Below are 21,860 nucleotides of genomic sequence, written 5' to 3'. Positions count from 1 at the left end.
AACCAAGAAACGCGACCTTTACGGGTTAATTGGCGAGTATATGCGTAAAGATAGAGCGGTATGTTTCGGTTACAGTGACTCAGGCGTTGGCGTTTTCAAGCAGCAACAAAATAAGACTAAAAAGGCGTAACCAATGGCAAACCAATACAGCGACAGCTTCAAATGCATACTAGAGCGCAAGCATAGCAAGCCTTATGACGAAGTTTTAAAAGACTTTGCCAATAATGGCTTAACACTTGCAACAATATCTGAAATGACAGGTTGTAAAGTGGCAACAGTGAAGAAATGGGCTGAACGTGCCGATGTCGTTATTGCACGTGGTGAGGTTGGAAAAATGCTAGCTAAGACACGAATTCAAAAAGAGGAAAAAGAGCGTATTCAACTTAAAGAACTTTGGTCACACATAAGGTCAAAGTCTTTGAATAATTTTAATTTTTTAAGTCGTCAGTGGTCATAGCCCAACGTTATTAAAAGGAGAGGTAAATTGAAGATTAAAACGCTAATTAAACTAACAGCTACAGTCGCACTAACATTCGGCTTTATTGCTGCGCATGCTGAGAAGGTTTCTCATCCATCACAAGATGAACTAATCAATATTGCGAACAAGCATAGAGTGGTTGTGGTTGATGGTAATATAACTGCTAATCAAGCGTTAAATTGTTATGATTTCACGCATAAATCTGACAATATCAATAATGAGAATTTATTCTATGATTATTTAGCAACGATATCTGACAAAAATGCATCTGACGATGGTCTAAAAGAGGTTAGTAATTATTACTTAAAGTTAGCAAATGATGCGCAATCAAGATTAAAAGATATTGATAATAACAGCCTAGTTGATTCAATAAAACAAGCCCAAAAGACAGGTTCAAGCTTCACATCAAAGCAATATGACGACTATGCAAGAATGGCTAATTTAATGATGTATGCAAGTGCCAAAAGTGATGAAAGTATAGAATTCAAAAAAGCGTTAAGAAATTCAGCGATAACTTATGCATTTAATGATTCTTTAAAATCAAAAAAACCATTCTCATATGAGGTATTAAAAGACACCCAAAACCAAGCAATCAATCAAGCAATTTTGACGACGCTACTGGCAATATCTGATTCACTCAATCAGATTAAAAATGATTTAAATAACAATTCATGCATCACTGGTAATTGCACAGTAAAGGCATCAACTGAAAAAGAAGTTTTAAGCAAACTTAGCCCAGATGAATTAAGAGCAATGGCGATTGGAATTTTAGACGGATTATCACAGCAAAATAGTGGTGTTGGAATACCAGTTTTTGAGGGGACAAAACTAACAACTAAGTAATTGAAGGCAAAATCAACCTAATCTCGTTTCAGATGGGTAGGGTTCTTTTTGGTTTGAGTTTATAAAATTGAGTATTTATACAACAAAACAGGTTAGAAAATGATAGAAGAAGATACAAAAAAAGCGGTGCTTCAAGCCCATGAAAAATGTAGAAGGTATACCAATTGCATTAATATCACAACAAGCAGTTTTAAAGATTATAAAAGTGATAGCGATAAGAAGGGTTTCATTGTTGTTAAAGATGAATATAAACCATCACAAACCATTAAAAACTTATCTGATAAGTTTCGCAAACAGGACAAAGGTATTGTTACCGTCATAAGTAAAGTTAAACAATATTAAAAGGAAAACTAAGATGAAAAAAAATATTGCAAAAATTCTTATCATTTTAATCGAGATTATCGGCATTACGGCTGCCATTAATGCCTTTATGTATTGTTTTGTTTATATCAACATTTTGTCAAACAGCGAAAGCATGAAAGAGGTTGGTGCGAAGTTAAAGTTAATGTCAACTTTATTACCTAAAGAATGGTACAAGATCACTGAGATCGTTCTTGTTGTTGTCATTTTTTTAACGGTGCTTTTTATATTCACAAGCGCGATTAAATCAAAAATTTATAAGAGTGAACTATCAGCGTAGACGCTTAATAATAACGTAGGAGAAAACCAAAATGTCTAATGTACTGTCACTACTCGGAAGAAGAGAGAGACCCCAAAGCTTCAAAGAAGGAGAGGTGATGTTTTCAGTTACCTCTTATGAGCAAACAGAGTCTAAAACCAGTAAAAACCCAATGATTGCGATGCGATTTGAGTTAGAAGATGAAAACGGTGTCACTAAAACGTGTTTTGATAATTTTGTGTTAACCGAGAACGCCATTTGGAAATTTTATGAGTTAGGTGATGCGCTTGGATTAACAGAAGAGTTTGAATCAGGTGAAGTTGATTTAGATGCTTTGATTGGTCAAACAGGCATGGCGGTTGTTGTAAAAGAAGCCAATGCTGATAAAAACTCACCTTATAAACATCACTATCGTATTGAAACTTTTTTGTCAGCTAAAGCTAAAGCATAAAACGCAAGGGTGAAGATGATGGAATATCAGGAGTTTTTAACCACCTCAATTAATAGCTTTTGTGATCACGTCTGCATTTACCAAGGTGCTGCGATTGAACTCAAAGACATTGATATACGCCTCATTGGTTATCTCAAAAGAGGGATAGGCTCAGGTGCTGATATTTCTGATATAACAGGTCTCCCAAAATCAAGCATTAATCATTATTTAAAGTCATTACGCATGCGGTTAAACGCAAAAAGCAATATTGAGATTTTAGCCAATTTATCCGAGTGCCAGTTTTACCCTTTTTATGACTTTAAAAGACGTTGAAAAAATCAAAATACAAAACAATAAAAAATCAAGTGTGAGGTAATAAAAAATGAATACATTAAAAGGTCTATTAGATAAAGCCTATAAGGTAATACCTGTGGCGTTTTGGTCAATCGTTGCAACTTATGGTGTTTTAATGGCGCAGTCATTAGATGATGCCAAAACAGATTCAACATGGGGGTCAACTGTTTCAGTAATTACCAGTTGGATAAGTGGTGGCTTGGGCACTTTGATGGCGCTAGGCGCATTTTTGATTGGCATTGTTACAGCAATATCAATTCAACAAGGTAAGGCAATTGCCGTGGCTTCAGGCTTAGTTGTTGCACTTGCTATTCAGGTAGGACCAACTGTATATGCCAAAATCGCAGGTGCTAGTTTAGGTGTTTCACATTTGGCAATGTGGGCATTGGCATAATGGAAGAACAGACGCGCTTTGTTTTTAATCAAGGCTTTGACGAGCCAATGCGTATTGCTGGATTCACACTTGCTGAAATTGGAGCGTCATTGTGTCTTGGGTTTATTGTTGTTCTTTGTTTCAAAGGATTCTGGGCACTATTAGGTCTTGGCGTATTTATTGCTTGCCTTGTGATTATCAAAAAAACAGCGCATAAAAACAAAGCACGTGGAACGACATTACATTTACGTTGGCGATTTGGTTTTTGGAAAGGAAAAAATGCACTGTCACGTTTTCCAGAGAGCAATAAAACACGGTTTGATAATTAAGTTATCAGGTTAATAGATAGCTAAAACAAAAGGTTTAAAAATGGCAAAGTTCATTGGTCAACTCGACAAACAAAAGGCTGCCCTTATCCGCCAAAAGCGTTGGATATGGGTTCTTATTATTTTTGCGATACTGCAATCATGTACCTTGATGCACGTATCTTCTTCGCATTCTGTTGTTATGGTGCCGCAGTTCTCAAGTGGCAATTATGAGTTAACCACCAAAGAGATTACACCACAGTATTTAATGGATATTGCACTGGGTGATGCATGGTTATTTTTTAACATCACAGGGTCGAACGCTGCTTATCAGATGGATGTGTTTTTAAAGCGCTTAACGCCAAGCCTTTACGGTCAGGAACAACCCAAGCTTTTACAACGTGTTAAGCAACTACAAAATGCAGGCGGCAGTTACAGCTTTTTTGCCAACACCCCAAGCGTGACAGGTAATGTGGTGCATTTAACAGGTGAGCGCATTACTTACTCATCCGGTCATCAAGTATCACAAGGTAAGTTGACACTTGATATTACCTACAAGATCAACAGCATGGCAGTTTATATAGATAGTTGGGAGTGGACTTATGAAGCGCAGAAATAACACATTAACTTTGTTTAACCCAAGTAAATTAAGTAAATTAAGTAAATCAAGCAATACAATCAAGCGTTCTGCTTTATTGTTGGCTATTTTATCTGCGCTATCATCAAGTGCTTTTGCAGCCCCTAAACCAGATTATTTGACGGTTAAGACGATTACTCCAGAGCAGGTTAAATCAGGGCATACAGATAGCGTCACTGAGCAAGAAAAAGGAGACAAAGGAAATAAAGAAGATCGCAAAGATAACAAAGGCAACAGAAACGATCAAACAATGCCAGAGCAGCAGGTATTAAAAGGCGACCAATATAAAACAGATGTAAGCTTTAATGACAGCCAAAGCTTTGAAATTACCCACGGTGCCTTTGATCGCGATAATCGCTACACGTATGATCCGTTATCTAAAAACATTATCTCATCCTCACAAGTTAATTCACTGTATTTTCCGGTGGCTATTGCCAGTATTTATCAGCCGTCAAATCAGCGTAACATTAATTTTAAAATTCTAAATGATCAACGTACTTTAAATTTTAGCGTTAAAGGAAGTGCTTTAAGTTATCAAAAAGTCCAGTTCATGGTGTCATTCAAGAATGATCACGCGCCAGTATCATTAACTTTTTATTTGAGTTCTGAAGATGGCAAAGTGATTACCATTCCAAGCTATATCACAGGTGCGACTGAAACCAAAAACACCTATGGCACATTAAGCACATATGACCAACTACAAATCAATATGACTAAGGCGTTTTTGCAATTTACTGATCATGGCGTTATCAGCAATGTGCCAAATAAAAAAGGTAAAGAATACTGGGTGCTTGATGAGCATATTGATCACCCTTATAGTCCAGATCATCGTTTTGAACTATCAAACTATAATCAATACAGCAGTACGCAATATGTTATGCGTACTTGGACGATATGCGCCAAAACAGACGTTTTATATTTACAGCCTTCAGATTTTTATCAGTCTAAATCACATATTAGCGCCATTACCTTGACCAAGGATACGTTCACCCATCAAGGTGAGTGCGGTGGCTTAATGATTCTATTGCAGAAAGAAAAATCGCAATCTTTTGATGATGAAGATACGCAAGCATTTTCACCTGTTACTGGTGAGGGAGTTTAGTCATGCCTAAATTTAATGATAGTTTCAAATCCCGTTTAAAGCGCTCAAAGCTACTTAGTTTTATGTTTAAAAATCAAGATGGTGATATTAAATCAAGTCTAGATAATGCGACTAAACGTAATCGCCATTTGAAGATTATATTTTTCACAGGCATTGCGGCTTTTATTATTGTAGTGATTGCGATTCATGAAAGCCAACCAGAGGTGACAACACCTAAACCTAAAAAGATCAATGCAACGGTTGATATTCCGCTTGAGCAACAATGGATGGGCAAAGCACAGCATCAAGTTGATGCGTTAGCGCAGGCACAGCAGCAATCATCTAAAGCGACAACAGATAAACTGGGCGAGATTACACGCACTTTAAAAAATCTCGATGGTCGCATTGATGGACTTAACAAGCGCATTGCATCGATTAAAGATGATCAAGAAAAAAAAGAGCAAGCGGCACAAAACACATCACAGGATAAAACAACCGTACGTTATGAAAAAGGTGAGCAGGGTGATATTAAAAATCCATCACTTAATAATGCCTATAATAACTATGGCAAAGATAATCTCCAAGGTGGCAGTGCAAAGACAATTGCAAACCCAGATCAAACAATCTCAAACAGCGTGGATTTTGCTCGCGTTGATGAGGGTATGATTGGCTATGAATCACCTCAAAGTAAAAAAGCTAAAAGCGATATTATATATAAAGAAAATCCCAACGCAGGGGCTTTGCCTTTAGGTTCTTGGGCTAAAGTATCCTTGATTAATGGTGGTGATTTTCCTGCGGGTGTTTCAGCTCAAGGTCAGCCTAAGCCAGTATTTGTTAAGATACTATCTGATTTTGTGATGCCTAATGGCTTTAGATATAACCTAAAAGGTTGCACTGGTATGGGTGCAGGCTATGGTGGTTATAGTGAAAAGCGTGTCTATATCAAGCTGCATCAAATCAGTTGTGTTGGCAAGCAAGGTGTGATGATGGTGTCTGATAATTTAGTCGCACAGGTCATGGATAGTGATGCTAAAGTCGGCATTAAGGGTGAGCTTCATGAAAACCAAGCCTATAAAGCATGGCTTGCGACAATTGCGGGTGTTTTCTCAGGAATTGCCAGTGTTGCGGCAAGCTCTCAGGGGACAACGTACAATGGCGCACAGGGGGCTTACTCAGTGTTAAGTGGGCAAGCTGCGGTTGATTCTGGCATTGGTAATGCTGCTGCTTCTGGCTTAGGTCAATTATCTAAATTCTTTATTGATAAGTTAAACAGTATGCAACCATACATCACGATCAATACAGGTAGAATTGCAACCATCATTATCAGTCAAACCAAACCGTTGCACTGGGTTAATCGCCAAGATACCAAGATTAAAATGACAGCACCTGTTGAGATTGCCAAGCCACAAGATGTTGAGGTAAAACCAACGACAGTGCCAACTTCATCAAATTCAACGATCAACAACGCTCACGGTCTCATTGGAAATCAGGGTAATAACGCATTAGCCAATAGTGTTTCTAAAGCACCAGAAGAGCTATCACAAGCCGTCAATCACGCCTTAGAGCAAACAGGCAATGCAGCAAAGCATTTTGGAGAGAGCTTATGAGAAAATCTGAGATTATCGCGCTGGCAGTAGTTACTGTTTTTATTTTGCTTTTAAGCTTATTTATAACTAACCAGAAGTTAAGCCAAAGTAAAACCCAAGCTAATAAAACAGATACAGCCAAAGCAGAACCAATGGTTGATATAGCTTATTTTCAGCAAGCGATTCCAAGTACAGCGATTACTGCCATTACTGACACCAACTTATCATTAAATCATTTATATCGCCTAACCACGGCAAACGATAAGCATTTATTGATCACTAAAGATAGGCGATATCTTGTGATTGGTGCGGTGATGGATTTAAAGACAGGAAAACTTATCGGCAATAATGCTCAAGCAGTTAAGGGTGAAGCATGAATATAACAGCAATTCAGCATTTTAAAACAAATCATAAAAAAATCGTATTATCCGCAATGACACTATCAGGTTTACTGTTATCAGGCTGTGCTTCAGTGGATCGCTGTCCATTAAGTGATACACAAAAAGGTTTAGGTGCTTGCTCATCTATTCAAGACAGCTATAACGCGTCAAGCAATTCAAATGGTGATGGTTTTTCGGTATTTGATCATAGCAGCTCAACATCGGCAAATGCACAAAATCGTGAAGGCAGTCAGCCAGTCAATCAATATGGCGATAAAGGCGGAGCAAGTCCTTTGTACTTTAAAGCGTCCCTTGATGATAAAAAAGGTCAATATGTTTATCATCAAGCAGTGATTTTAAAGACGTGGATTGCGCCTTATGTCAATCAAGACACACAGGATTTGGTCAATGCGCATAGTGTTTTTTGGAAAGCAAAAGAGGGCGGTTGGGACGTACCGGTGTCTTATCATTCTGGTGGTGACAATGAGGTGTTCACGCCTGCGGTATTAGGAGCTTAAGATGTCATTAGATTATCATACGCCTTTCTTTGTTCATCATGTATTTACACTGGATAAAAAAGATAATAAAGGTAAAAAAGATAAAAAAGCGCGACAAAAAACCATTAAGCTGCACAACAAGCTACTGCGTAGATTAGCTAAACAACGAATTAATTTATACTTTTACCCATTATGTATCCTCGCATGCAGTTTTGGCATGTTAGCTTATATTGGCATGGATAAGGTGTTCAGCCTATTGGTTGGCTATGGCTTTGCTTATGCTTTATATGCATTAAGTGGCATTGAGTCACGTTTAAAATTAGTCGATTCTGAGTTGCTTGACAAGGCAAGGGAGGTGTTCCCTTACTTCAATCATTATTTATCCTCTTTGCCAGAGGATTTGCAGACAAATGTTTATCAGATTCATTTAGCGACACGCTTTGAATATCACCTACAGCAATTGACGCTACGCTATATTGCGCTTGTTTACCCCAATCGATTCAAACGCTTTTTGTTTAAGTCTTTTGTTGATAGAAAGGCACAAAAATACCGTGATATGGGCTTATCAGGCTACTTGTTAGCGCATAGCAATTACACGTTAGCAGCAAGACTTTTTTATAGCGTCATTGATTTTAATTTCAGTGGTTTGTTTCAAACTGGCGATGTTGGCGTTAGCACTATTAGTGACAGCAAAATAATCAAAAGTAGCAAAAGTAGCAAAAGTAGCAAAAGCGGTAGAAAAGATAAAAAAGATAAAAAAGATAAAGAACAAGGCGGGGCGTAGGTATGTTTAAAAAGTTATTTAGCAAGGCACTGGAGCCAATGAAGCCAGTGGGCGAAAAGCTATTAGATATTATTTCGCCAGAAGAACAGCCAGAGAGTTTAACGCAATCCGCTTTCACCAAGTTATATGAACGTTATTCTTTAGCGCCTTTTCTTCCTTACAGAGACTTTGACGAGGATGGTGTTTGGATTGATGATGATGCCGAGCGTTTTGGCTCTTATTTGATGATGTATGAAGTCAGCCCGATCATTCGTGCGGGTGTAGATACGGCTGACGCTATCGCCCAGTTATTGCGCTCACATGACATTCCAGATGGCACCATTATTTACTCATTTCAGCAGGCAACAAATGATGTTTCCCTTTATTTGTCCTCTTACTGCTTTTCACAGAAAAAATCGCATGAGCCAATGTATCGCAAGCTTGCCAATTATCGCACTAAGTTTATGTTGTCTTATGCCAATGGTGAGATCAACCCCCTCAAAGTAGGTGGGTTTAAACCGCGCACGATTCGTTACTATTTGGCAGTGAAGCTGCAAACGCCCAAGGGAAAGTTTACCCAACAGAGCATGACGCAATTTAAAGATATCATTGATCAGGCAAATACAGCGATTGAAACACTATCAACAACAGCACATATAGGCGTACTACGCTTAAAAGGACTTGATGTAGTTAGAAAGCTTGATGAGTGTTTAAACCCTGTGGTTTCACAAACTGAGATTAACACAAGAGAATATGACCATAGCGCTTTAAATAATCAGTTGGCACGTAAAGAAGTTGATATTGCTGCATTAGATGATGGCAGTATCCAGTTTCATAACAAGAACACCAACAAAAAGTGTTATGGCAAGGTGTTGTCGGTGATTGATTATGGGCGCAAAGGTGAGCCGTATGATATGGCAAACACAGGTGATGCCACAGGCAGAACGTATCGTGCGAATGAATATTTGCCTGGAAATTTTGTAGCATTCACGATTGTTGAAAAAGTCAATCAGGAAAAAGTTTCAGGTAGCATAAAGGGTAAAGTATTAGCAGGACTTGAGGGTGGTTCTTGGATTGAGGGCAAGTGGCTGACCTATCTATCTAAAGATCAAAATGAGATCAGAGATAGCGTTAGAGCCTTAGATGAACAGGTCAACACCAAGCAATTAGGTGTTGCTAAAGTATTCTCAGGCATTGTCCTTTATCATGAAGATCGTAAATCATTGGCGCTAGCCACAGCCAAGGCTGAAAACCTTTATAAAGAATCATCATTAAGACTGTATCCTGAAAAAGACATCCGCATGCCGATGTGGTTAGTGTCTCATGCCGGATTTTATCATGGCGATATGGATGGCACTGAAAAAGGATTGTGCAGGGGGACGACTTGCAATATTTACAATGCGGCTTCACTGTTTCATGTTCAGGGCGACTGGCGTGGCAGACATCCTTTAGAAGGTGGGCTATTAGCACTTTGTCGCAAAGGTGAGCTAGCCTTATTAGATACCTTTGACTCGGTTGAAAATTATAACTTCATTGTGGCAGCACCCTCTGGCTCAGGTAAATCCTTTTTAATCAACGAAATAGCCAAGTCTGCCCGCTCAACAGGGGGCAAGGTATTTATTATCGATATTGGCTTATCGTATTTTCAGACATGCGATTTAATGGGCGGAAAAAACATTGTATTTGAAAAGTCAGCTAACCTTTGCCTTAATTTTTGTAGTGAGATTTACGAAGAAAAAGATTTTTTAGAAAGTAAGCAAATGATGGTGAGCCTCTTTGCATCGATGTGCTTTGCAACGGGCAAATCAGGTGAGAGTTTTGAGCAGGCTTATAATTATGAGATCAAGGTGCTATCACGCGCTGTAGATGATGTCTGGCATAAGCTAGGTTGCAATATGTCGGTAAGAGATATTTATGATTGGTTTGTACAAGCCTTTGACGGAAAAATTGAGGAGCGCTACCACAAAGACAGACGTATTGGTGACATGATTGAGTATCTGCGCGAGTGGGCTTATGGTATGTACTCCAAGTGGTTTGTTGGTAAGTGTAATTTAAACTTTGATAATAACTATATCGTGCTTGAGCTTGAAGAGTTAAAGTTTGACCAGACGCTGCAAACGGTTGTCATGAACTTTATTATTTCTCGCATATCACATGATGTTTATTTGGGTTGGAAGCAGAACAAAGAGGAAACCAAACGGAAAAAAACAACACTCATCATTGATGAGGCTTGGGACTCTTTGCGCTCTGAGAACACCTCTGCTTTCATGGAATCTGCATCAAGGCGTTTTCGTAAATACAATGCGGGCATTGGGATTGCGACACAATCATTTACCGATATGGAGCGCAATTCAGCAGGGCTTGCATTTGCTCAAAACTGCAATAGCATTTATGCCTTAAAAAGCAATGTAAAAAATGTCGAAAAAGCCGCAGATGCAGGCATTATTCCTTTAGAAAAACACCACTTAACGTGGATTAAGTCCATTACAAAAACACATGATTATTCTGAGTTCTTTTGTATTAATCGCTCATTAAACACTGAGGGGCTATATCGTTTTATTGTTGACCCAGTGACTGCTTATATTTATAGCTCAACAGGGACGGTAAGAGATGAGATACAAGCCAAAATCAATAAAGGCAAATCAAGAGAGGAAGCCATTATTGAGATGGCAAACAGTGCCATTGATTTAGACTTATGGGCAAGCTCCAAACTGGATAAGGTCATTTATACCAATCAACAAAATAGACGTGCTTTTTATCAGGCACGATTGGCTCAAGATAAGCAGCAAGCGCAAAAGATTCAAGGGGTAGAAAATGTTGTCGAATAAAAATCAATTAAACCACCACGTCATTACTGCCTTTATCAGCATTATTGTGTCACTCATTACGGCTTACTTTTTATTTGGCGGCAATCACAATAGTTTGCCTAGTATTAAAACCGTTGATTTAGGACGCATTCACACGGCAGAGATGATGTTATCGATGCGCGCGTCAAAGCTGACTGAAAACGAATCTAAGCAATGGATAGATAAGGTCAACAAAGCCTCTGAAAATTTAAAGTCCACAATTTTAGCTGTTGCAGGCAATAACAGCATTATTTTTGTTGCCCCTGCGGTTATCTCAGGCGCTGAAGATATCACCAATGCAGTGTTAGTTAAGCTTGGCTTGCCTGTTGATGTGCCCAATATTGAGCCACCACGGAATCTTGTTTTAGGTGGTATGGATTCAGCACCGAATCAAACAGATGGCATCGAAGGTAAGGCAGATAAAGCAGATAAAGCAAATCAAGCAGCCAAAGTCTTAGACTTTTTAAAACCATAGGGCGAGGGAGTTATGAAAATCAATTCAAAATCATTGGCTTTGTTTGGGGTCTTATCCGCATTATTGCAATCATCTGCTTTATATGCATCCAACACAATCGATGCCCACAGCGTCAACTTAATCAATAAAAACACCGAGGTCGGTTGGTTCTTTGTTGATGATGCGCCTACACCGCCTAAAAAGCCACAGAAGCCAAAGCCCATTATCAAGCCGCAATTGATTGTGGCACAAACACCACAAAAGCCCAAAGAGATTAATTGCGCTAACCCTAATCAGTGGCAAGCACAATGCGGTTTTATTGACCCAACTAAGCTAAATCTATCTTTGTCAGATACATATAAATTTGAACAGCAGCAAATGACATGGCTTATGCGTCAAGCATCACTCTATCCAAACGATATTAATGCCAGTTACCAGTATCAGCGTTTTAACTGGTGGGCAGTCAATAATGCCATGAATGCAGCTTATACGTTCAAGTACAATCTTGCACAACACCCAGAGCTTGATCCGATGGTGAAGAACCCAACGAGCCAGTTTGCTTTATTGATGGTGGCTAACATTCAAGGGGATAAAGAAAAAGAATTTTTTAAACTGTTATCAGAATCCTCTTTTTTGGTTTACTACACACGCACAGATTGTAAATATTGTCATATTCAGGCACCCATTATTCAGCGTCTTGCCAAGGAAACAGGCTTAAGAGTTTACAATGCCTCTTTAGATCAAGGTCATCTTGATGGTTTCGATGGTTACATGACTGACCCTGACACGAGAAAACCTGCTGAGATTCTTAAAGTGTCAACTGTGCCGACATTGTTTTTGTATTTAAAGCCTAAATTAGACGATGCCACACAAGCCCAACAGTGGATACGTGTTGCAACCGGATTAACCACTGAGGATATCATTAAAGAACGCATGATTGATTTTGTTCGAGCGTATCGTCATGCCATTGTCACTGGTTTTAAGGATGGACGCAAACAATACGCTCCTGACTTTTCACAAGACGGCATGAACAAGCTTGCCGTTGAGCATACGACCTTAGATACGCCAAGCAAGGCGGAAATATTAACACAAGCATTGCAGCATAAGTGAGGTTGAGTAATGACTAATTTATGCAACGTAAATCATTTAAAACGCATCTTTTTTTTGATGTTAACGTTTTTTGCGCTAACACTTAGCACGCAAAGCGCTAAAGCAGGGGAGCTAAACGATGCTTTTGGCGCATTAGTAAATAGCACGTCATCCGCCAACTATCAGATCCAAGGGCGCAATTTTCTTATGGGTGGTAGTGGTTATATCAAATTCCCAGCGTCACAAATCAATTTAATCAATATTTCAGCACCAACATTCAGCGTAGGATGCAATGGCATTTCTTATTTTTTTGGTGGTTTTAGTTATATTTCAGGGGCACAATTTACCGCGATGCTTAAGCAGTTTGCTACCGCTGCATTAGGTTACGTTTTTCATGTGGCTTTACAGACACTTTGTCCTGTCTGTGATTCCATCTTAAAAGACTTGCAAAAAGCCGCACAGCTTGCATCACAATTTGCTAATAATAGCTGTCAGATGGCAGCAGCACTGGTCAATAAAGCCATTAAATCAAGCGATGCTTTATCAAGTGTCTTAACAAAAGACGGTGCTATTGCTAAAAGTGTTGCCGGTGGTCAGAACGACTTTTTAAAATCAATTACCGATAGCGAGTACGTTCAAAAGCCCGCAGAGTGGCTAAAAGATTTGCATGGTTGGTTAAATGACCCAAGTCTCACAGATGACCAGAAAAAACAGCGTATAAATGATACCCCAACAGGCAATTTAACATGGAAAGCATTAACTGGTTTATCTGATTACAACAAAGTGTTATTGCAGTCTGTTTTTGGCACAACTTACAACGCTACCAATGCAGACACTCAGCCCAAGCCTGAGTTTTACCAACCAACATTAACGCCTAAACAGTTTACGGATATCTTTATGTTTGGTGTATTGGGTGGGAAAATCAATACCGTTACCACTAGCATCATGGAGTGCGCTAAGGAAACAACAGACTTGGATGGATGCAAGCCATTTCCTCGCGCCATCCTCGCATCTGAGTGGTATGCCAATGCTCAAAAAGACTCTGTGTATTCAGGTGTTAAAATGGTTGATTATGGCTTCTTTGCGGTTGTTTATGCAGCTTTAATGCAAGCTGTTTATAACACACAACAAAATCACGCATGGGATAACAGCCAAAAGGTTGTGCTGCCAGAGGGGATTTATTCGGGTGGCGTTAGTGTGACAGCATCCTTTAGTAAAGAGCAGATCGCGGCAATTATTAGTTTATCACCCATGCCGATTTATCAGGCAATTAATATGGCAGCGATAGCACCCGATGTTGCTGTCGGTCTTGTTCAAGCTGCCAGTACCTATGTTGCCCAGTCTTTAGCTGTTGCTTATATCGAGCAGCAGATATTTGGTGATGTTAAACGTGCAGGAACACAAGGCACTAAGGTTAGCGGACAGTTAACCATTACGGCAGAGAGAATCCAAAAGCAGGTATTCGATCTACAGGCGCAAATTAATGATAATTTGTCGAAAGCATTACAGCGACTACAGCAAACAAGTGCATGGGTGGCACAACTGCATCAAGTGCAGTCTATTTTATACCGTTCAACCTTAGCGAATAATCTTGCTAATAACTTTGCCTACTCATCGGCATTAACGGCATCAGGTAATGGCACAAATAATAGGAGTGAGGGATAACATGGTCTATAATCTTTATGCTTTTGGTAATGCTGATCTTATGCTTGCAATGATGAATGGCATGGCATCAATGACACATTCCCACATGTACCAAAGCGCGACAGTTTTAGCCTTACTGGTCGGTTTTATTTTTGTGATCGTTAAAATGATGTCGGTGAATGTCGGTAGAATCAATGTGTTAGGCAAACATATATTACTGGCATTAATATTCTGTACAGCAGGAATCACCAACACCGTAACCGTCAACATTCAAAACTTGAATGGTTCCCAACCCAGAAATGTTGACAATGTACCTTTTGCAGTTGCAGCTACGGCATGGCTTATGTCATCTATTGGATACAACTTTGCTAAAGCATTTGATCAGGCGTATTCAGGCATAAGCGATGTACCTGTTAATCTTTTAGCATCTTCGGGTATTCCAATGGGGGCATCGAATGAATTTATTTTAGCTGCCAACAATTATCATCTTCAAGATCATCACTTAGCGCAATCCATCCGCTATTGGATGACGGATTGTGTGCCACCTGCGATAGCGCAAAACCAGACAAATTTAGCGGATTTATACAATGCGCCTAAACTGCTTGATATGTTGGGCGCTACCATTGCGGGTACCAGTGAGGGAACGCATACGTTGTATTATGGTTCAGACAATGACGCTAATTACTGTGACAGTCGTCAATCATCCACAGGTGACACCAGTTGCAAAAGCTCACAAGGCACGTTTGTCACTTGTAAAGCAGCTTATACCGCGATACGTTCAAACCTTAGCAGTCAATCTGACAGCATGGTCAATAACTTTATGTATCAGGCAACCTCTGGCTTATCCAGTGATGTTTTTAGTGCAGTGATTGAGCATAACATAGGTAGCAAAGATTACTCGCCAACGGCGGGGCAGTATTTGCAGCAGTCCGCATTGATGAAGATATTATCAGGTATTAAGGGTGATGTTGCAGGACGCATCAACGATCAGGTGATGATGCAAGAATTTGCTGTTGCCAAGGCTGAAAATGCAACCATTGCCAGTTGGTCAACGCAAAGTTCGGTGTTTCGCTCGACCTTTGGCTATATATTTTCACTCATTCAGATCATGCTGTATGCCATTTCACCGATTATTATATTATTTGCATTAGTTGGTAGCTTTGGCATGCAGAAGCTGAAAAACTGGTTTTTACTCATGTTATGGGTGCCAGTGACTTTTATTATGATTGTGTTGATTCAAGCAATTAGCAGCAGTATCACTCAAACTGATCTGCAAATGATTTCATCGCACATGAATGGCTTTAATTTAAACTCAGTCGATTACATATCAGCAAAAGCGCAATTGCTGTTAGCCGCAGCGCAGAATATGGAGACGGTCGCCCCTATATTTGCAGTCAGCATCATATTTGGTGGTAGCATGGCAATTACCTCTTTCTTGTCACACACAGGCTCGGCAACCTTTGGTGCTACCGCAGGGGCGGAAGCCGCGACAGGCACAGCATCAGCCGATAATCTGAGTTTACGTAACACAAGGGCTGATCAAACTACGTTGTCACAATCAATTAGCTCGGGTGCCAGACCTGTCAATGTTGACAGTCCATCGGGTACGCCTTTATTAACTAATGACTTAGGTGGAGCGGTCAATAAAGCCAATAATGCCGCATTCAATCAGCAAGAGACATTTACAGGTGGATTTCACGGTGGCAGTGGTTCTAATCAAACACAAAGTGTTGGACAAGGTGGCTCATTGCTAGAAAGTGCCTTAAATCAGCACGATTATACAAAAACAGGACAATATGGCGGTCAGAACTCAACTAATTTAGGCGTAAATGCCGATTTAGGTGGGTTGCTTAAAGGTGGCTATAGTTTAGCAGGGGCAAGTGCAAATTTGGTTAAAAGTTTAGCGGGCGGTGCTGCTGCAACTGCTGCGGCTACGGCAGCAGCCACAGCAAGTGTCGCACAAGCAAAAGAAAGCAGTATAGAAATGGGCGGCAATATATTATCTTCAATGAATGTGACAGGTGCCGATGACACACAAAAAGCAATGATTGGCGGCATGGTGGCGCAATACGATCTGGCAAAACAAAAAGGCGACATGCAAACGGCTAATACGATTATGGGGGATTTAAATGATACGATTAGTGGTCTACAACAGTCGGCACCGCCATCTGGCAATGGTTCAGCTATGCCTCAGCAAGAACGGGGTGAGGTGTTATGGGATAGATTTAAGAAAGTTGACGAAAACAATCCGATCACCCCGCATATATTGACAGCTCAAGAGCAGAAACAATTGCCACAAGAAAAAGCATTAACCGATTTATATCCAGTTGCCTTTGATATTGCGGGAGCCGCAGGATTGGCTAAAGCTGCCTTTGGTTTAGGTAAATTAGGCGTTGAGTATGGTATATCACGACTTGGGAAAGAGGCAATGAGTGTTGCTGATGATGCGGTTTATGATGGTGTAAGAGCGGCATCAGATGCTTTTCCAACCTTATCATCAAATGGTTTTGAGATTGCAAAAAGCACAAGAGGGTTAGCAAGAAATACAGCAATTGAGGGTGAATATATCGCAGGCAGTGCAGGGAAAGTTGCAGCATCTGACGGAGCGAAAGCATTTGGTAATGTTGTTGACGGTGAGCTTGCCATGGGCAATGTAGCCAAAACGACAGCAAAATCAGCAACAGGCATGGCAGATGACGTTAAATTGGCTGCGGAATCAGCAGGTAAGTCTGGTGGCATGAAAGGATTGTTAACGACTGTTGGAGCAGGAGCGCTTGGGGCGACTGGTGTCGGGCTTGGCTTTAAGCATTATGCAGAAAATACCAATGCTGCTCAAGAAACTCAAAACTACTCAGATAAGACAAGCAGCAATAGCACCTATCAAAACAATCGCTCTGTTAGCCGTGATTACGGACAGACAGCATCACATACTTACACCGTAACTTATAGCAAACCAACTAACGGTGGTGGAGTGATGCCAGTATTTAACAGCGACAGTGAAGCAGAAATAATGTGGCGTAATCAAAATGCAATACAGAACAATCAAAATTTATCATCGCAAACAAAAGATTTATATGCTAAATTACACAAGAGAACAGAAGATATGAAATCACAAATTAAGGACGAAACCGATAAGGGGACACGTGATGTCAATAGCAAATCAGACAAATGGTTACCACTCTCTCGCGGAGATAAACCGAGCGTTGGCGATTAGTCGTAGACGCAAAGTACAGTTTAGTCTAATTACTTTTTTAGTATTATTTTGGGCTGCGGTTGCTGTTCAGCCTGATTTTTTAGCGTTGCCATCAAGTTTTTATCATTGGAGTGGAGCAATAATGCTATTTCCAACTTATTGCATAACCTTTGGTGTTTTATCAACACTAGACAGCACTTGTAGAAAAATAGTTATAAGCAAGCCATTTAAGTTTTTATTAGCTTTGACTTTAAGTGTTGGTGTAGCTGCTTACTGGATTGGCGTGTATTTCCATTACTATACAGGGATTGGTGTTTTCTGTGTTTTGTTTGGTATATTCATTAGTTCATTTGCGCTTATGCTATTAGGGCAAATTTTTGATGGAGAGTTGAGTTTTCCTGATCTTGAAAAATATAGGAAAGAAAATAGAAAAGATAACAATGGTTTTAACTTTACTTCAGAAGATACCTTTTTAGACCCAATGCACAATCTAAGGCTTGAAAATATACATAATAGAAAATAATTATTCTTTACATGCCAAACAAATCCGCATGACTACCAGTCCTTTCTAACCTTAAAAAGTCAACATTAACAACATATATGAGCAGCCAGTCAGGTTCAATATGGCATTCTCTAGCATATTTATAATTTCCTGTTAGTTGGTGATCTTTGTATTTTCTTTCTAATGAATGACCATTAGCTAATTGAATGATAACTTGCTTTATCTTATCAAGATTCTTACCGCGTTTTTGCATTAGCTTATAGTCTTTCTTAAAGCGATTTGTACGCTCAATACTGAGCATATTTAGTTATCCAAATCATTAAAGAGGTCATCTACAGAGTTAAATTTTTTTATATTCTCTCCCTTCTGGCTGTCGGCTAGGGTTTTTTGAGTTAGTTTATTAGGTATTTTAACCTCAAACGGTAAACCATGATTTAGCTTTATTTGCTTAAAAAGTGCATTGATTGCGTCTGACATAGTAAGCCCAAGATCAGACAATATATGTTCAACCTCATGTTTAAGCTCATCATTTACTCTTGCTCGAACGGTGATATTTTTTAAGCTCATGTTGAAATCCTTGTGAAAAATTGATGTAGCTATATTGTAGCTACAAAAATAATGATAGTCAATATTACACATTGATTAGTCATGTATTCAAACGAGAAATTTGCATGATAAAAAATAATGACAAATGATATTTTCTACTAACCTATGGCATAAGCAATATTTGCCAAAAGGTTTAAATGTCATGAATAATCAAGATTCATTCCAAAATCAAAAAACAGCTTTAAACAATGCTATCAAGCTTGGGATTAACCAATTAAATGACAATCTTTCTGTAAATGGTGAAGCGAGTAAACAAATGATGCTAGATAAAATTAATGCTCTTAAATCTTAAATAGTTTTAGAGACATAGCAAGACTGCTTTGATTATTCTAATCACTCCCAATTCGTCTGAATCCCTGCCACTTCTTTCGGATCGAACACTTTGCCATTGGTTCCCTGATTAAGTTTAACATGCTCGGCATTATTAACCTGACCACCTGCATTTGAACCATCATCAGCCACGCCATTTTCATATATATTCTGCACTGTAACCACCGTTGTCTGAATGCCATTATTCTTAGTATAAAGCTGTACCGTTACTGGTACCTTAGTGGTTTGGTTATTCGGTGGCGCTTGAAAAGTGTGTGCTGTTGTAAAGATTGGCACAGTATAGTCACACTTATTGATTCCATCCTTATCGCGTCCTTTTTGTGGGTCGTTTGTTGTTGTCGTCAAGGTTGTTTGTGGGCTGCCATCACCCCAGTCAATCACAATTTTTGATACTGGATTTGTGTTTTTATTCTGGTTATCAAAGCCACACACACCATAAGGGTAGTATTTCGGGAAATTACTTGCAGCAGTTAGCGTTGCCACAAAAGGGTTATACTCACTGCCACCTGTGCCAGAGCTTGGTGATATTTTAACAACCTGATCACCTTGTGGTGGGTTGTAGTTAATATCCTGACCATTAGTGAATTTGTTTTTAAAGTCATCAACAGAACCGCTCGCCTGATTTTTCCAATCATCTTGCTGCTTTTGGGTTAAATCGCGTTGCATGTGCTGAATATATGATGACAAATCAATTTTACTAAAATCAATCAACTGCAATTCTTCTGGCTTAAAGCCCGTGCAATCTGGCTGTTTTGGGTCGCCCCATGATTTTGCCGTGATAGTTACGGATTCAGCCACGGTGTAGTTACATAATCCGGTCACAATGTCACACTTTCCCCATAGTTTTAATGTTGGATTATCTGACAATTTTAAGGGATGATCTTTTTCAATGACTACAGGAATATTTAGCGCTTGCCACTCATCAGATAGCGATAGACGGTAAAGTGCCTTAATTGAGCTTGTCACTGCCTGATCATGTGAGTATTGATAAGGTCTTAACATAAACCCACCATTTGTCCTGATATAGTCACAGGTAGTCTTGCTGTCACATATACGATAATCAGGATGCGCCACGCCATTTTTATCGATGGGTGCTGAAAATAGATTAAACGTCATTGGTGTCTCTATGACATCCTGATAACCATCTTGACCTAATGAGGTTATTTGATAGCTGCATTTACCTAAAGCATCACATTGCCCTTTGTCTATTGCAACATTACGTGTAATAAATTTTTGTGTTGCTGTTGGATTGTCAACACTGACAAATGTCCAACTGTTAAGGTTATCCATATTTTGCTGCACATAATTAGGTAGGGCACCGCAGCCTTTGCCAGTAGTGCAGATCGCAATAATATTTTTTTTAGGTGTGCATTTAGGTGCAAACACATAGCCATTGATATTGACGTTATACTGATTTTCTTGGCAGTTAAATGGAAACTGTAGCGTGCCTGTCTCACTCTGTCCTCTATCAGTAACCGTCAAATCATATAGACATGCTGTATCACTACAACTGCCTTTACCTATCACAGGATTGTTATTGATGCGCCAATTAACCTCACTGCCACTTAACGCGTTACTTGTCACCGCAGAAAGGCTAAACATCCAAAATGACGGATTGTTATTATCCCATGTCAAGCCATCCCATCCAACAGGTGTTGAGCCAATCGGCACACACTGATTTTGCGATAGCATGGAATCACCCACAGCCCATCTGCCTAATGGCGTTTGATTACATGTTGGGTCAAAACGTATGCTGTTCATTTGCCCACCTGATACCATTGTGACGTTACACATGCCATTGTTGCAATTCATGGAGACGGTAACATCTCCTGACGTTTGACTGCTGTTGTTGGCAATTTTAATGGGTGTGGTGTATGCCGTGTTGATAATGGTATTTTGTTTATTGAAAGCGGCATAAGAGTAAGCTGCAATATCAACACCATTGACACTAAACTTATTCCAGTGCGCTGTTCGATCTTCACGTTGCCATTGAATGCTCTGGGTTAATGTATTGTGAGAGGCTGAACCTTTAGCCGCTAATTCGTTTAACTGCTCCCTGCCTTGCTCTTGGATGATCTTAGCCATTTCATCAGGGAAGATACAGTAGCCTTGTCGGTGTTCAAGACAGCCAATAATTTTTTTATCAATACTGCACCACGTACCGACATAATGCGCACGATTATTTCGCCTAGCCATAGCGATTTTTAAGTCAATAGCACCGCATTGATTTTGATACCATGAGCCATGTTCAGATAAATTAATATCGCAACAGTCCTTTGCAAAAGGACCTCTCTTTTCAGGTTGCTTGCAACTACCACCTTCACCTGTAAATATTCTTAAGTCACCATCATCGGTTGTCATATTTTTATTGATCGCATCAACCATTTGCATATATGCCATGTTTTTGCCAAAGTTATCTGTTGTCGTTGGCGTGAACTTTTGATTGCCGTTGGCGTAGTCCGTATCAATGGAACAGGTTTTCTTATCTTTATATTTGACACATTTTTTCTCACTCCAATGTGAGGTGCATTTATATTGCTGCTGCTTTTCATGTGGATTTATCACCACTGGATTGCCATTAGGAACGCAGTTGGTGATATTGTCACAGCTATTTTTGTAATGTGACCAATCAGGGCAGTTATAAGTCTGCTGCCATTTCCAACAGTCTTGATAAACAGGGACACCGTCTATTTCTCTTGTGCCTGCACCTTCAATACAGACTTCACTTTTATAGGTGCATCCTGCGGGAATATTATCGGCATGCCCTAAGCTTATCAAAGAAAGGCTTAAAAGTGATGAAAGAGGTAAAAAAGGTAGAAAAGGTAAAAAAGATAAATAATGTTTAAACAT

24 protein-coding genes are annotated in these 21,860 nt (G+C 39.5%); 21 read left to right on the top strand and 3 right to left on the bottom strand.

The window, feature by feature from the left end; all coding sequences use genetic code 11:
- The first annotated feature begins 133 nt into the window (after positions 1-133).
- The 20 genes from ACY10D_RS07425 to ACY10D_RS07330 all read left to right on the top strand — a co-directional run bounded on the left by ACY10D_RS07425 (position 134) and on the right by ACY10D_RS07330 (position 18,095).
- Positions 134-457 carry a hypothetical protein gene (locus tag ACY10D_RS07425; RefSeq protein ID WP_487000120.1) on the top strand — a complete coding sequence of 108 codons (324 nt, stop codon included), beginning with the start codon at positions 134-136 and terminating at the stop codon, positions 455-457.
- Positions 458-484: 27 nt separating this feature from the next.
- Positions 485-1,321: a hypothetical protein gene (locus ACY10D_RS07420; RefSeq protein ID WP_487000119.1), complete on the top strand. Its 837-nt coding sequence runs from the start codon at positions 485-487 to the stop codon at positions 1,319-1,321.
- Positions 1,322-1,420: 99 nt separating this feature from the next.
- A complete protein-coding gene (locus ACY10D_RS07415; RefSeq protein ID WP_487000118.1) occupies positions 1,421-1,663 on the top strand; it encodes a hypothetical protein in 243 nt (80 codons plus the stop codon).
- A gap of 13 nt (positions 1,664-1,676) precedes the next feature.
- Positions 1,677-1,961: a hypothetical protein gene (locus tag ACY10D_RS07410; protein WP_487000117.1), complete on the top strand. Its 285-nt coding sequence runs from the start codon at positions 1,677-1,679 to the stop codon at positions 1,959-1,961.
- A 31-nt stretch (positions 1,962-1,992) separates the two neighbouring features.
- Positions 1,993-2,391, top strand: coding sequence for a DUF669 domain-containing protein (locus ACY10D_RS07405; RefSeq protein ID WP_487000116.1), 399 nt, complete (start codon positions 1,993-1,995; stop codon positions 2,389-2,391).
- A 15-nt stretch (positions 2,392-2,406) separates the two neighbouring features.
- Positions 2,407-2,703, top strand: a complete 297-nt coding sequence (locus ACY10D_RS07400) for a hypothetical protein (RefSeq protein WP_487000115.1) — start codon at positions 2,407-2,409, stop codon at positions 2,701-2,703.
- 49 nt (positions 2,704-2,752) lie between these two features.
- Positions 2,753-3,118 carry a hypothetical protein gene (locus ACY10D_RS07395; RefSeq protein ID WP_487000114.1) on the top strand — a complete coding sequence of 122 codons (366 nt, stop codon included), beginning with the start codon at positions 2,753-2,755 and terminating at the stop codon, positions 3,116-3,118.
- Complete coding sequence (locus tag ACY10D_RS07390; RefSeq protein WP_487000113.1) at positions 3,118-3,426, top strand: hypothetical protein; 309 nt, start codon at positions 3,118-3,120, stop codon at positions 3,424-3,426. The genes ACY10D_RS07395 and ACY10D_RS07390 overlap by 1 nt, the downstream gene beginning before the upstream one ends.
- Before the next feature lie 40 nt (positions 3,427-3,466).
- Positions 3,467-4,021, top strand: a complete 555-nt coding sequence (locus tag ACY10D_RS07385; RefSeq protein ID WP_487000112.1) for a TraE/TraK family type IV conjugative transfer system protein — start codon at positions 3,467-3,469, stop codon at positions 4,019-4,021.
- Positions 4,005-5,141: a hypothetical protein gene (locus tag ACY10D_RS07380; RefSeq protein ID WP_487000111.1), complete on the top strand. Its 1,137-nt coding sequence runs from the start codon at positions 4,005-4,007 to the stop codon at positions 5,139-5,141. The genes ACY10D_RS07385 and ACY10D_RS07380 overlap by 17 nt, the downstream gene beginning before the upstream one ends.
- Before the next feature lie 2 nt (positions 5,142-5,143).
- Positions 5,144-6,727, top strand: a complete 1,584-nt coding sequence (locus ACY10D_RS07375) for a TraB/TrbI/VirB10 family type IV secretion system protein (RefSeq protein ID WP_487000110.1) — start codon at positions 5,144-5,146, stop codon at positions 6,725-6,727.
- Positions 6,724-7,083, top strand: a complete 360-nt coding sequence (locus tag ACY10D_RS07370) for a hypothetical protein (RefSeq protein WP_487000109.1) — start codon at positions 6,724-6,726, stop codon at positions 7,081-7,083. Before ACY10D_RS07375 ends, ACY10D_RS07370 begins: the two co-directional genes overlap by 4 nt.
- Complete coding sequence (locus ACY10D_RS07365) at positions 7,080-7,604, top strand: TraV family lipoprotein (RefSeq protein ID WP_487000108.1); 525 nt, start codon at positions 7,080-7,082, stop codon at positions 7,602-7,604. Before ACY10D_RS07370 ends, ACY10D_RS07365 begins: the two co-directional genes overlap by 4 nt.
- Position 7,605: 1 nt before the next feature.
- The gene (locus tag ACY10D_RS07360; protein WP_487000107.1) at positions 7,606-8,367 is read left to right on the top strand and encodes a hypothetical protein; all 762 of its coding nucleotides are present in this window, start codon (positions 7,606-7,608) and stop codon (positions 8,365-8,367) included.
- 2 nt (positions 8,368-8,369) lie between these two features.
- Entirely contained in the window at positions 8,370-11,174 is a 2,805-nt protein-coding gene (locus ACY10D_RS07355) for a TraG/VirB4 family ATPase (RefSeq protein WP_487000106.1), read from the top strand.
- Complete coding sequence (locus tag ACY10D_RS07350; RefSeq protein ID WP_487000105.1) at positions 11,161-11,667, top strand: hypothetical protein; 507 nt, start codon at positions 11,161-11,163, stop codon at positions 11,665-11,667. The genes ACY10D_RS07355 and ACY10D_RS07350 overlap by 14 nt, the downstream gene beginning before the upstream one ends.
- A gap of 12 nt (positions 11,668-11,679) precedes the next feature.
- On the top strand, positions 11,680-12,756 hold the full coding sequence (gene traF / locus ACY10D_RS07345; protein WP_487000104.1) for a conjugal transfer protein TraF: 1,077 nt from the start codon (positions 11,680-11,682) through the stop codon (positions 12,754-12,756).
- A gap of 9 nt (positions 12,757-12,765) precedes the next feature.
- Complete coding sequence (locus tag ACY10D_RS07340) at positions 12,766-14,400, top strand: conjugal transfer protein TraH (protein ID WP_487000103.1); 1,635 nt, start codon at positions 12,766-12,768, stop codon at positions 14,398-14,400.
- Position 14,401: 1 nt separating this feature from the next.
- Positions 14,402-17,593, top strand: a complete 3,192-nt coding sequence (locus tag ACY10D_RS07335; protein ID WP_487000102.1) for a conjugal transfer protein TraG N-terminal domain-containing protein — start codon at positions 14,402-14,404, stop codon at positions 17,591-17,593.
- Positions 17,526-18,095, top strand: a complete 570-nt coding sequence (locus tag ACY10D_RS07330; protein ID WP_487000101.1) for a hypothetical protein — start codon at positions 17,526-17,528, stop codon at positions 18,093-18,095. Before ACY10D_RS07335 ends, ACY10D_RS07330 begins: the two co-directional genes overlap by 68 nt.
- Positions 18,096-18,102: 7 nt before the next feature.
- On the opposite strand, the gene ACY10D_RS07325 is transcribed toward ACY10D_RS07330, so the two are convergent.
- A complete protein-coding gene (locus ACY10D_RS07325) occupies positions 18,103-18,375 on the bottom strand; it encodes a type II toxin-antitoxin system YafQ family toxin (protein ID WP_487000100.1) in 273 nt (90 codons plus the stop codon).
- Between the two features lie 2 nt (positions 18,376-18,377).
- Positions 18,378-18,641 carry a type II toxin-antitoxin system RelB/DinJ family antitoxin gene (locus tag ACY10D_RS07320; protein ID WP_487000099.1) on the bottom strand — a complete coding sequence of 88 codons (264 nt, stop codon included), beginning with the start codon at positions 18,639-18,641 and terminating at the stop codon, positions 18,378-18,380.
- A 181-nt stretch (positions 18,642-18,822) separates the two neighbouring features.
- Here ACY10D_RS07320 and ACY10D_RS07315 point away from each other — a divergent pair, with 181 nt between their 5' ends.
- Complete coding sequence (locus ACY10D_RS07315; protein WP_487000098.1) at positions 18,823-18,972, top strand: hypothetical protein; 150 nt, start codon at positions 18,823-18,825, stop codon at positions 18,970-18,972.
- 41 nt (positions 18,973-19,013) lie between these two features.
- On the opposite strand, the gene traN is transcribed toward ACY10D_RS07315, so the two are convergent.
- Complete coding sequence (traN, locus tag ACY10D_RS07310) at positions 19,014-21,860, bottom strand: conjugal transfer protein TraN (RefSeq protein WP_487000097.1); 2,847 nt, start codon at positions 21,858-21,860, stop codon at positions 19,014-19,016.

The organism is Cysteiniphilum sp., assembly GCF_057495195.1.
Note: the sequence above shows the minus strand (reverse complement) of the source record. Positions and strands in the feature narration are given on the sequence as shown.

What these genes read in the sequence shown, in the direction of transcription:
- ACY10D_RS07425 (WP_487000120.1), top strand. Translation starts at nt 134, where the DNA reads ATGGCAAACCAATACAGCGACAGCTTCAAATGCATACTAGAGCGCAAG.
- ACY10D_RS07415 (WP_487000118.1), top strand. Translation starts at nt 1,421, where the DNA reads ATGATAGAAGAAGATACAAAAAAAGCGGTGCTTCAAGCCCATGAAAAA.
- ACY10D_RS07410 (WP_487000117.1), top strand. Translation starts at nt 1,677, where the DNA reads ATGAAAAAAAATATTGCAAAAATTCTTATCATTTTAATCGAGATTATC.
- ACY10D_RS07405 (WP_487000116.1), top strand. Translation starts at nt 1,993, where the DNA reads ATGTCTAATGTACTGTCACTACTCGGAAGAAGAGAGAGACCCCAAAGC.
- ACY10D_RS07400 (WP_487000115.1), top strand. Translation starts at nt 2,407, where the DNA reads ATGATGGAATATCAGGAGTTTTTAACCACCTCAATTAATAGCTTTTGT.
- ACY10D_RS07395 (WP_487000114.1), top strand. Translation starts at nt 2,753, where the DNA reads ATGAATACATTAAAAGGTCTATTAGATAAAGCCTATAAGGTAATACCT.
- ACY10D_RS07390 (WP_487000113.1), top strand. Translation starts at nt 3,118, where the DNA reads ATGGAAGAACAGACGCGCTTTGTTTTTAATCAAGGCTTTGACGAGCCA.
- ACY10D_RS07385 (WP_487000112.1), top strand. Translation starts at nt 3,467, where the DNA reads ATGGCAAAGTTCATTGGTCAACTCGACAAACAAAAGGCTGCCCTTATC.
- ACY10D_RS07380 (WP_487000111.1), top strand. Translation starts at nt 4,005, where the DNA reads ATGAAGCGCAGAAATAACACATTAACTTTGTTTAACCCAAGTAAATTA.
- ACY10D_RS07375 (WP_487000110.1), top strand. Translation starts at nt 5,144, where the DNA reads ATGCCTAAATTTAATGATAGTTTCAAATCCCGTTTAAAGCGCTCAAAG.
- ACY10D_RS07370 (WP_487000109.1), top strand. Translation starts at nt 6,724, where the DNA reads ATGAGAAAATCTGAGATTATCGCGCTGGCAGTAGTTACTGTTTTTATT.
- ACY10D_RS07365 (WP_487000108.1), top strand. Translation starts at nt 7,080, where the DNA reads ATGAATATAACAGCAATTCAGCATTTTAAAACAAATCATAAAAAAATC.
- ACY10D_RS07360 (WP_487000107.1), top strand. Translation starts at nt 7,606, where the DNA reads ATGTCATTAGATTATCATACGCCTTTCTTTGTTCATCATGTATTTACA.
- ACY10D_RS07355 (WP_487000106.1), top strand. Translation starts at nt 8,370, where the DNA reads ATGTTTAAAAAGTTATTTAGCAAGGCACTGGAGCCAATGAAGCCAGTG.
- ACY10D_RS07350 (WP_487000105.1), top strand. Translation starts at nt 11,161, where the DNA reads ATGTTGTCGAATAAAAATCAATTAAACCACCACGTCATTACTGCCTTT.
- traF (WP_487000104.1), top strand. Translation starts at nt 11,680, where the DNA reads ATGAAAATCAATTCAAAATCATTGGCTTTGTTTGGGGTCTTATCCGCA.
- ACY10D_RS07340 (WP_487000103.1), top strand. Translation starts at nt 12,766, where the DNA reads ATGACTAATTTATGCAACGTAAATCATTTAAAACGCATCTTTTTTTTG.
- ACY10D_RS07335 (WP_487000102.1), top strand. Translation starts at nt 14,402, where the DNA reads ATGGTCTATAATCTTTATGCTTTTGGTAATGCTGATCTTATGCTTGCA.
- ACY10D_RS07330 (WP_487000101.1), top strand. Translation starts at nt 17,526, where the DNA reads ATGTCAATAGCAAATCAGACAAATGGTTACCACTCTCTCGCGGAGATA.
- ACY10D_RS07325 (WP_487000100.1), bottom strand. Translation starts at nt 18,375, where the DNA reads ATGCTCAGTATTGAGCGTACAAATCGCTTTAAGAAAGACTATAAGCTA.
- ACY10D_RS07320 (WP_487000099.1), bottom strand. Translation starts at nt 18,641, where the DNA reads ATGAGCTTAAAAAATATCACCGTTCGAGCAAGAGTAAATGATGAGCTT.
- ACY10D_RS07315 (WP_487000098.1), top strand. Translation starts at nt 18,823, where the DNA reads ATGAATAATCAAGATTCATTCCAAAATCAAAAAACAGCTTTAAACAAT.
- traN (WP_487000097.1), bottom strand. Translation starts at nt 21,860, where the DNA reads ATGTTTAAACATTATTTATCTTTTTTACCTTTTCTACCTTTTTTACCT.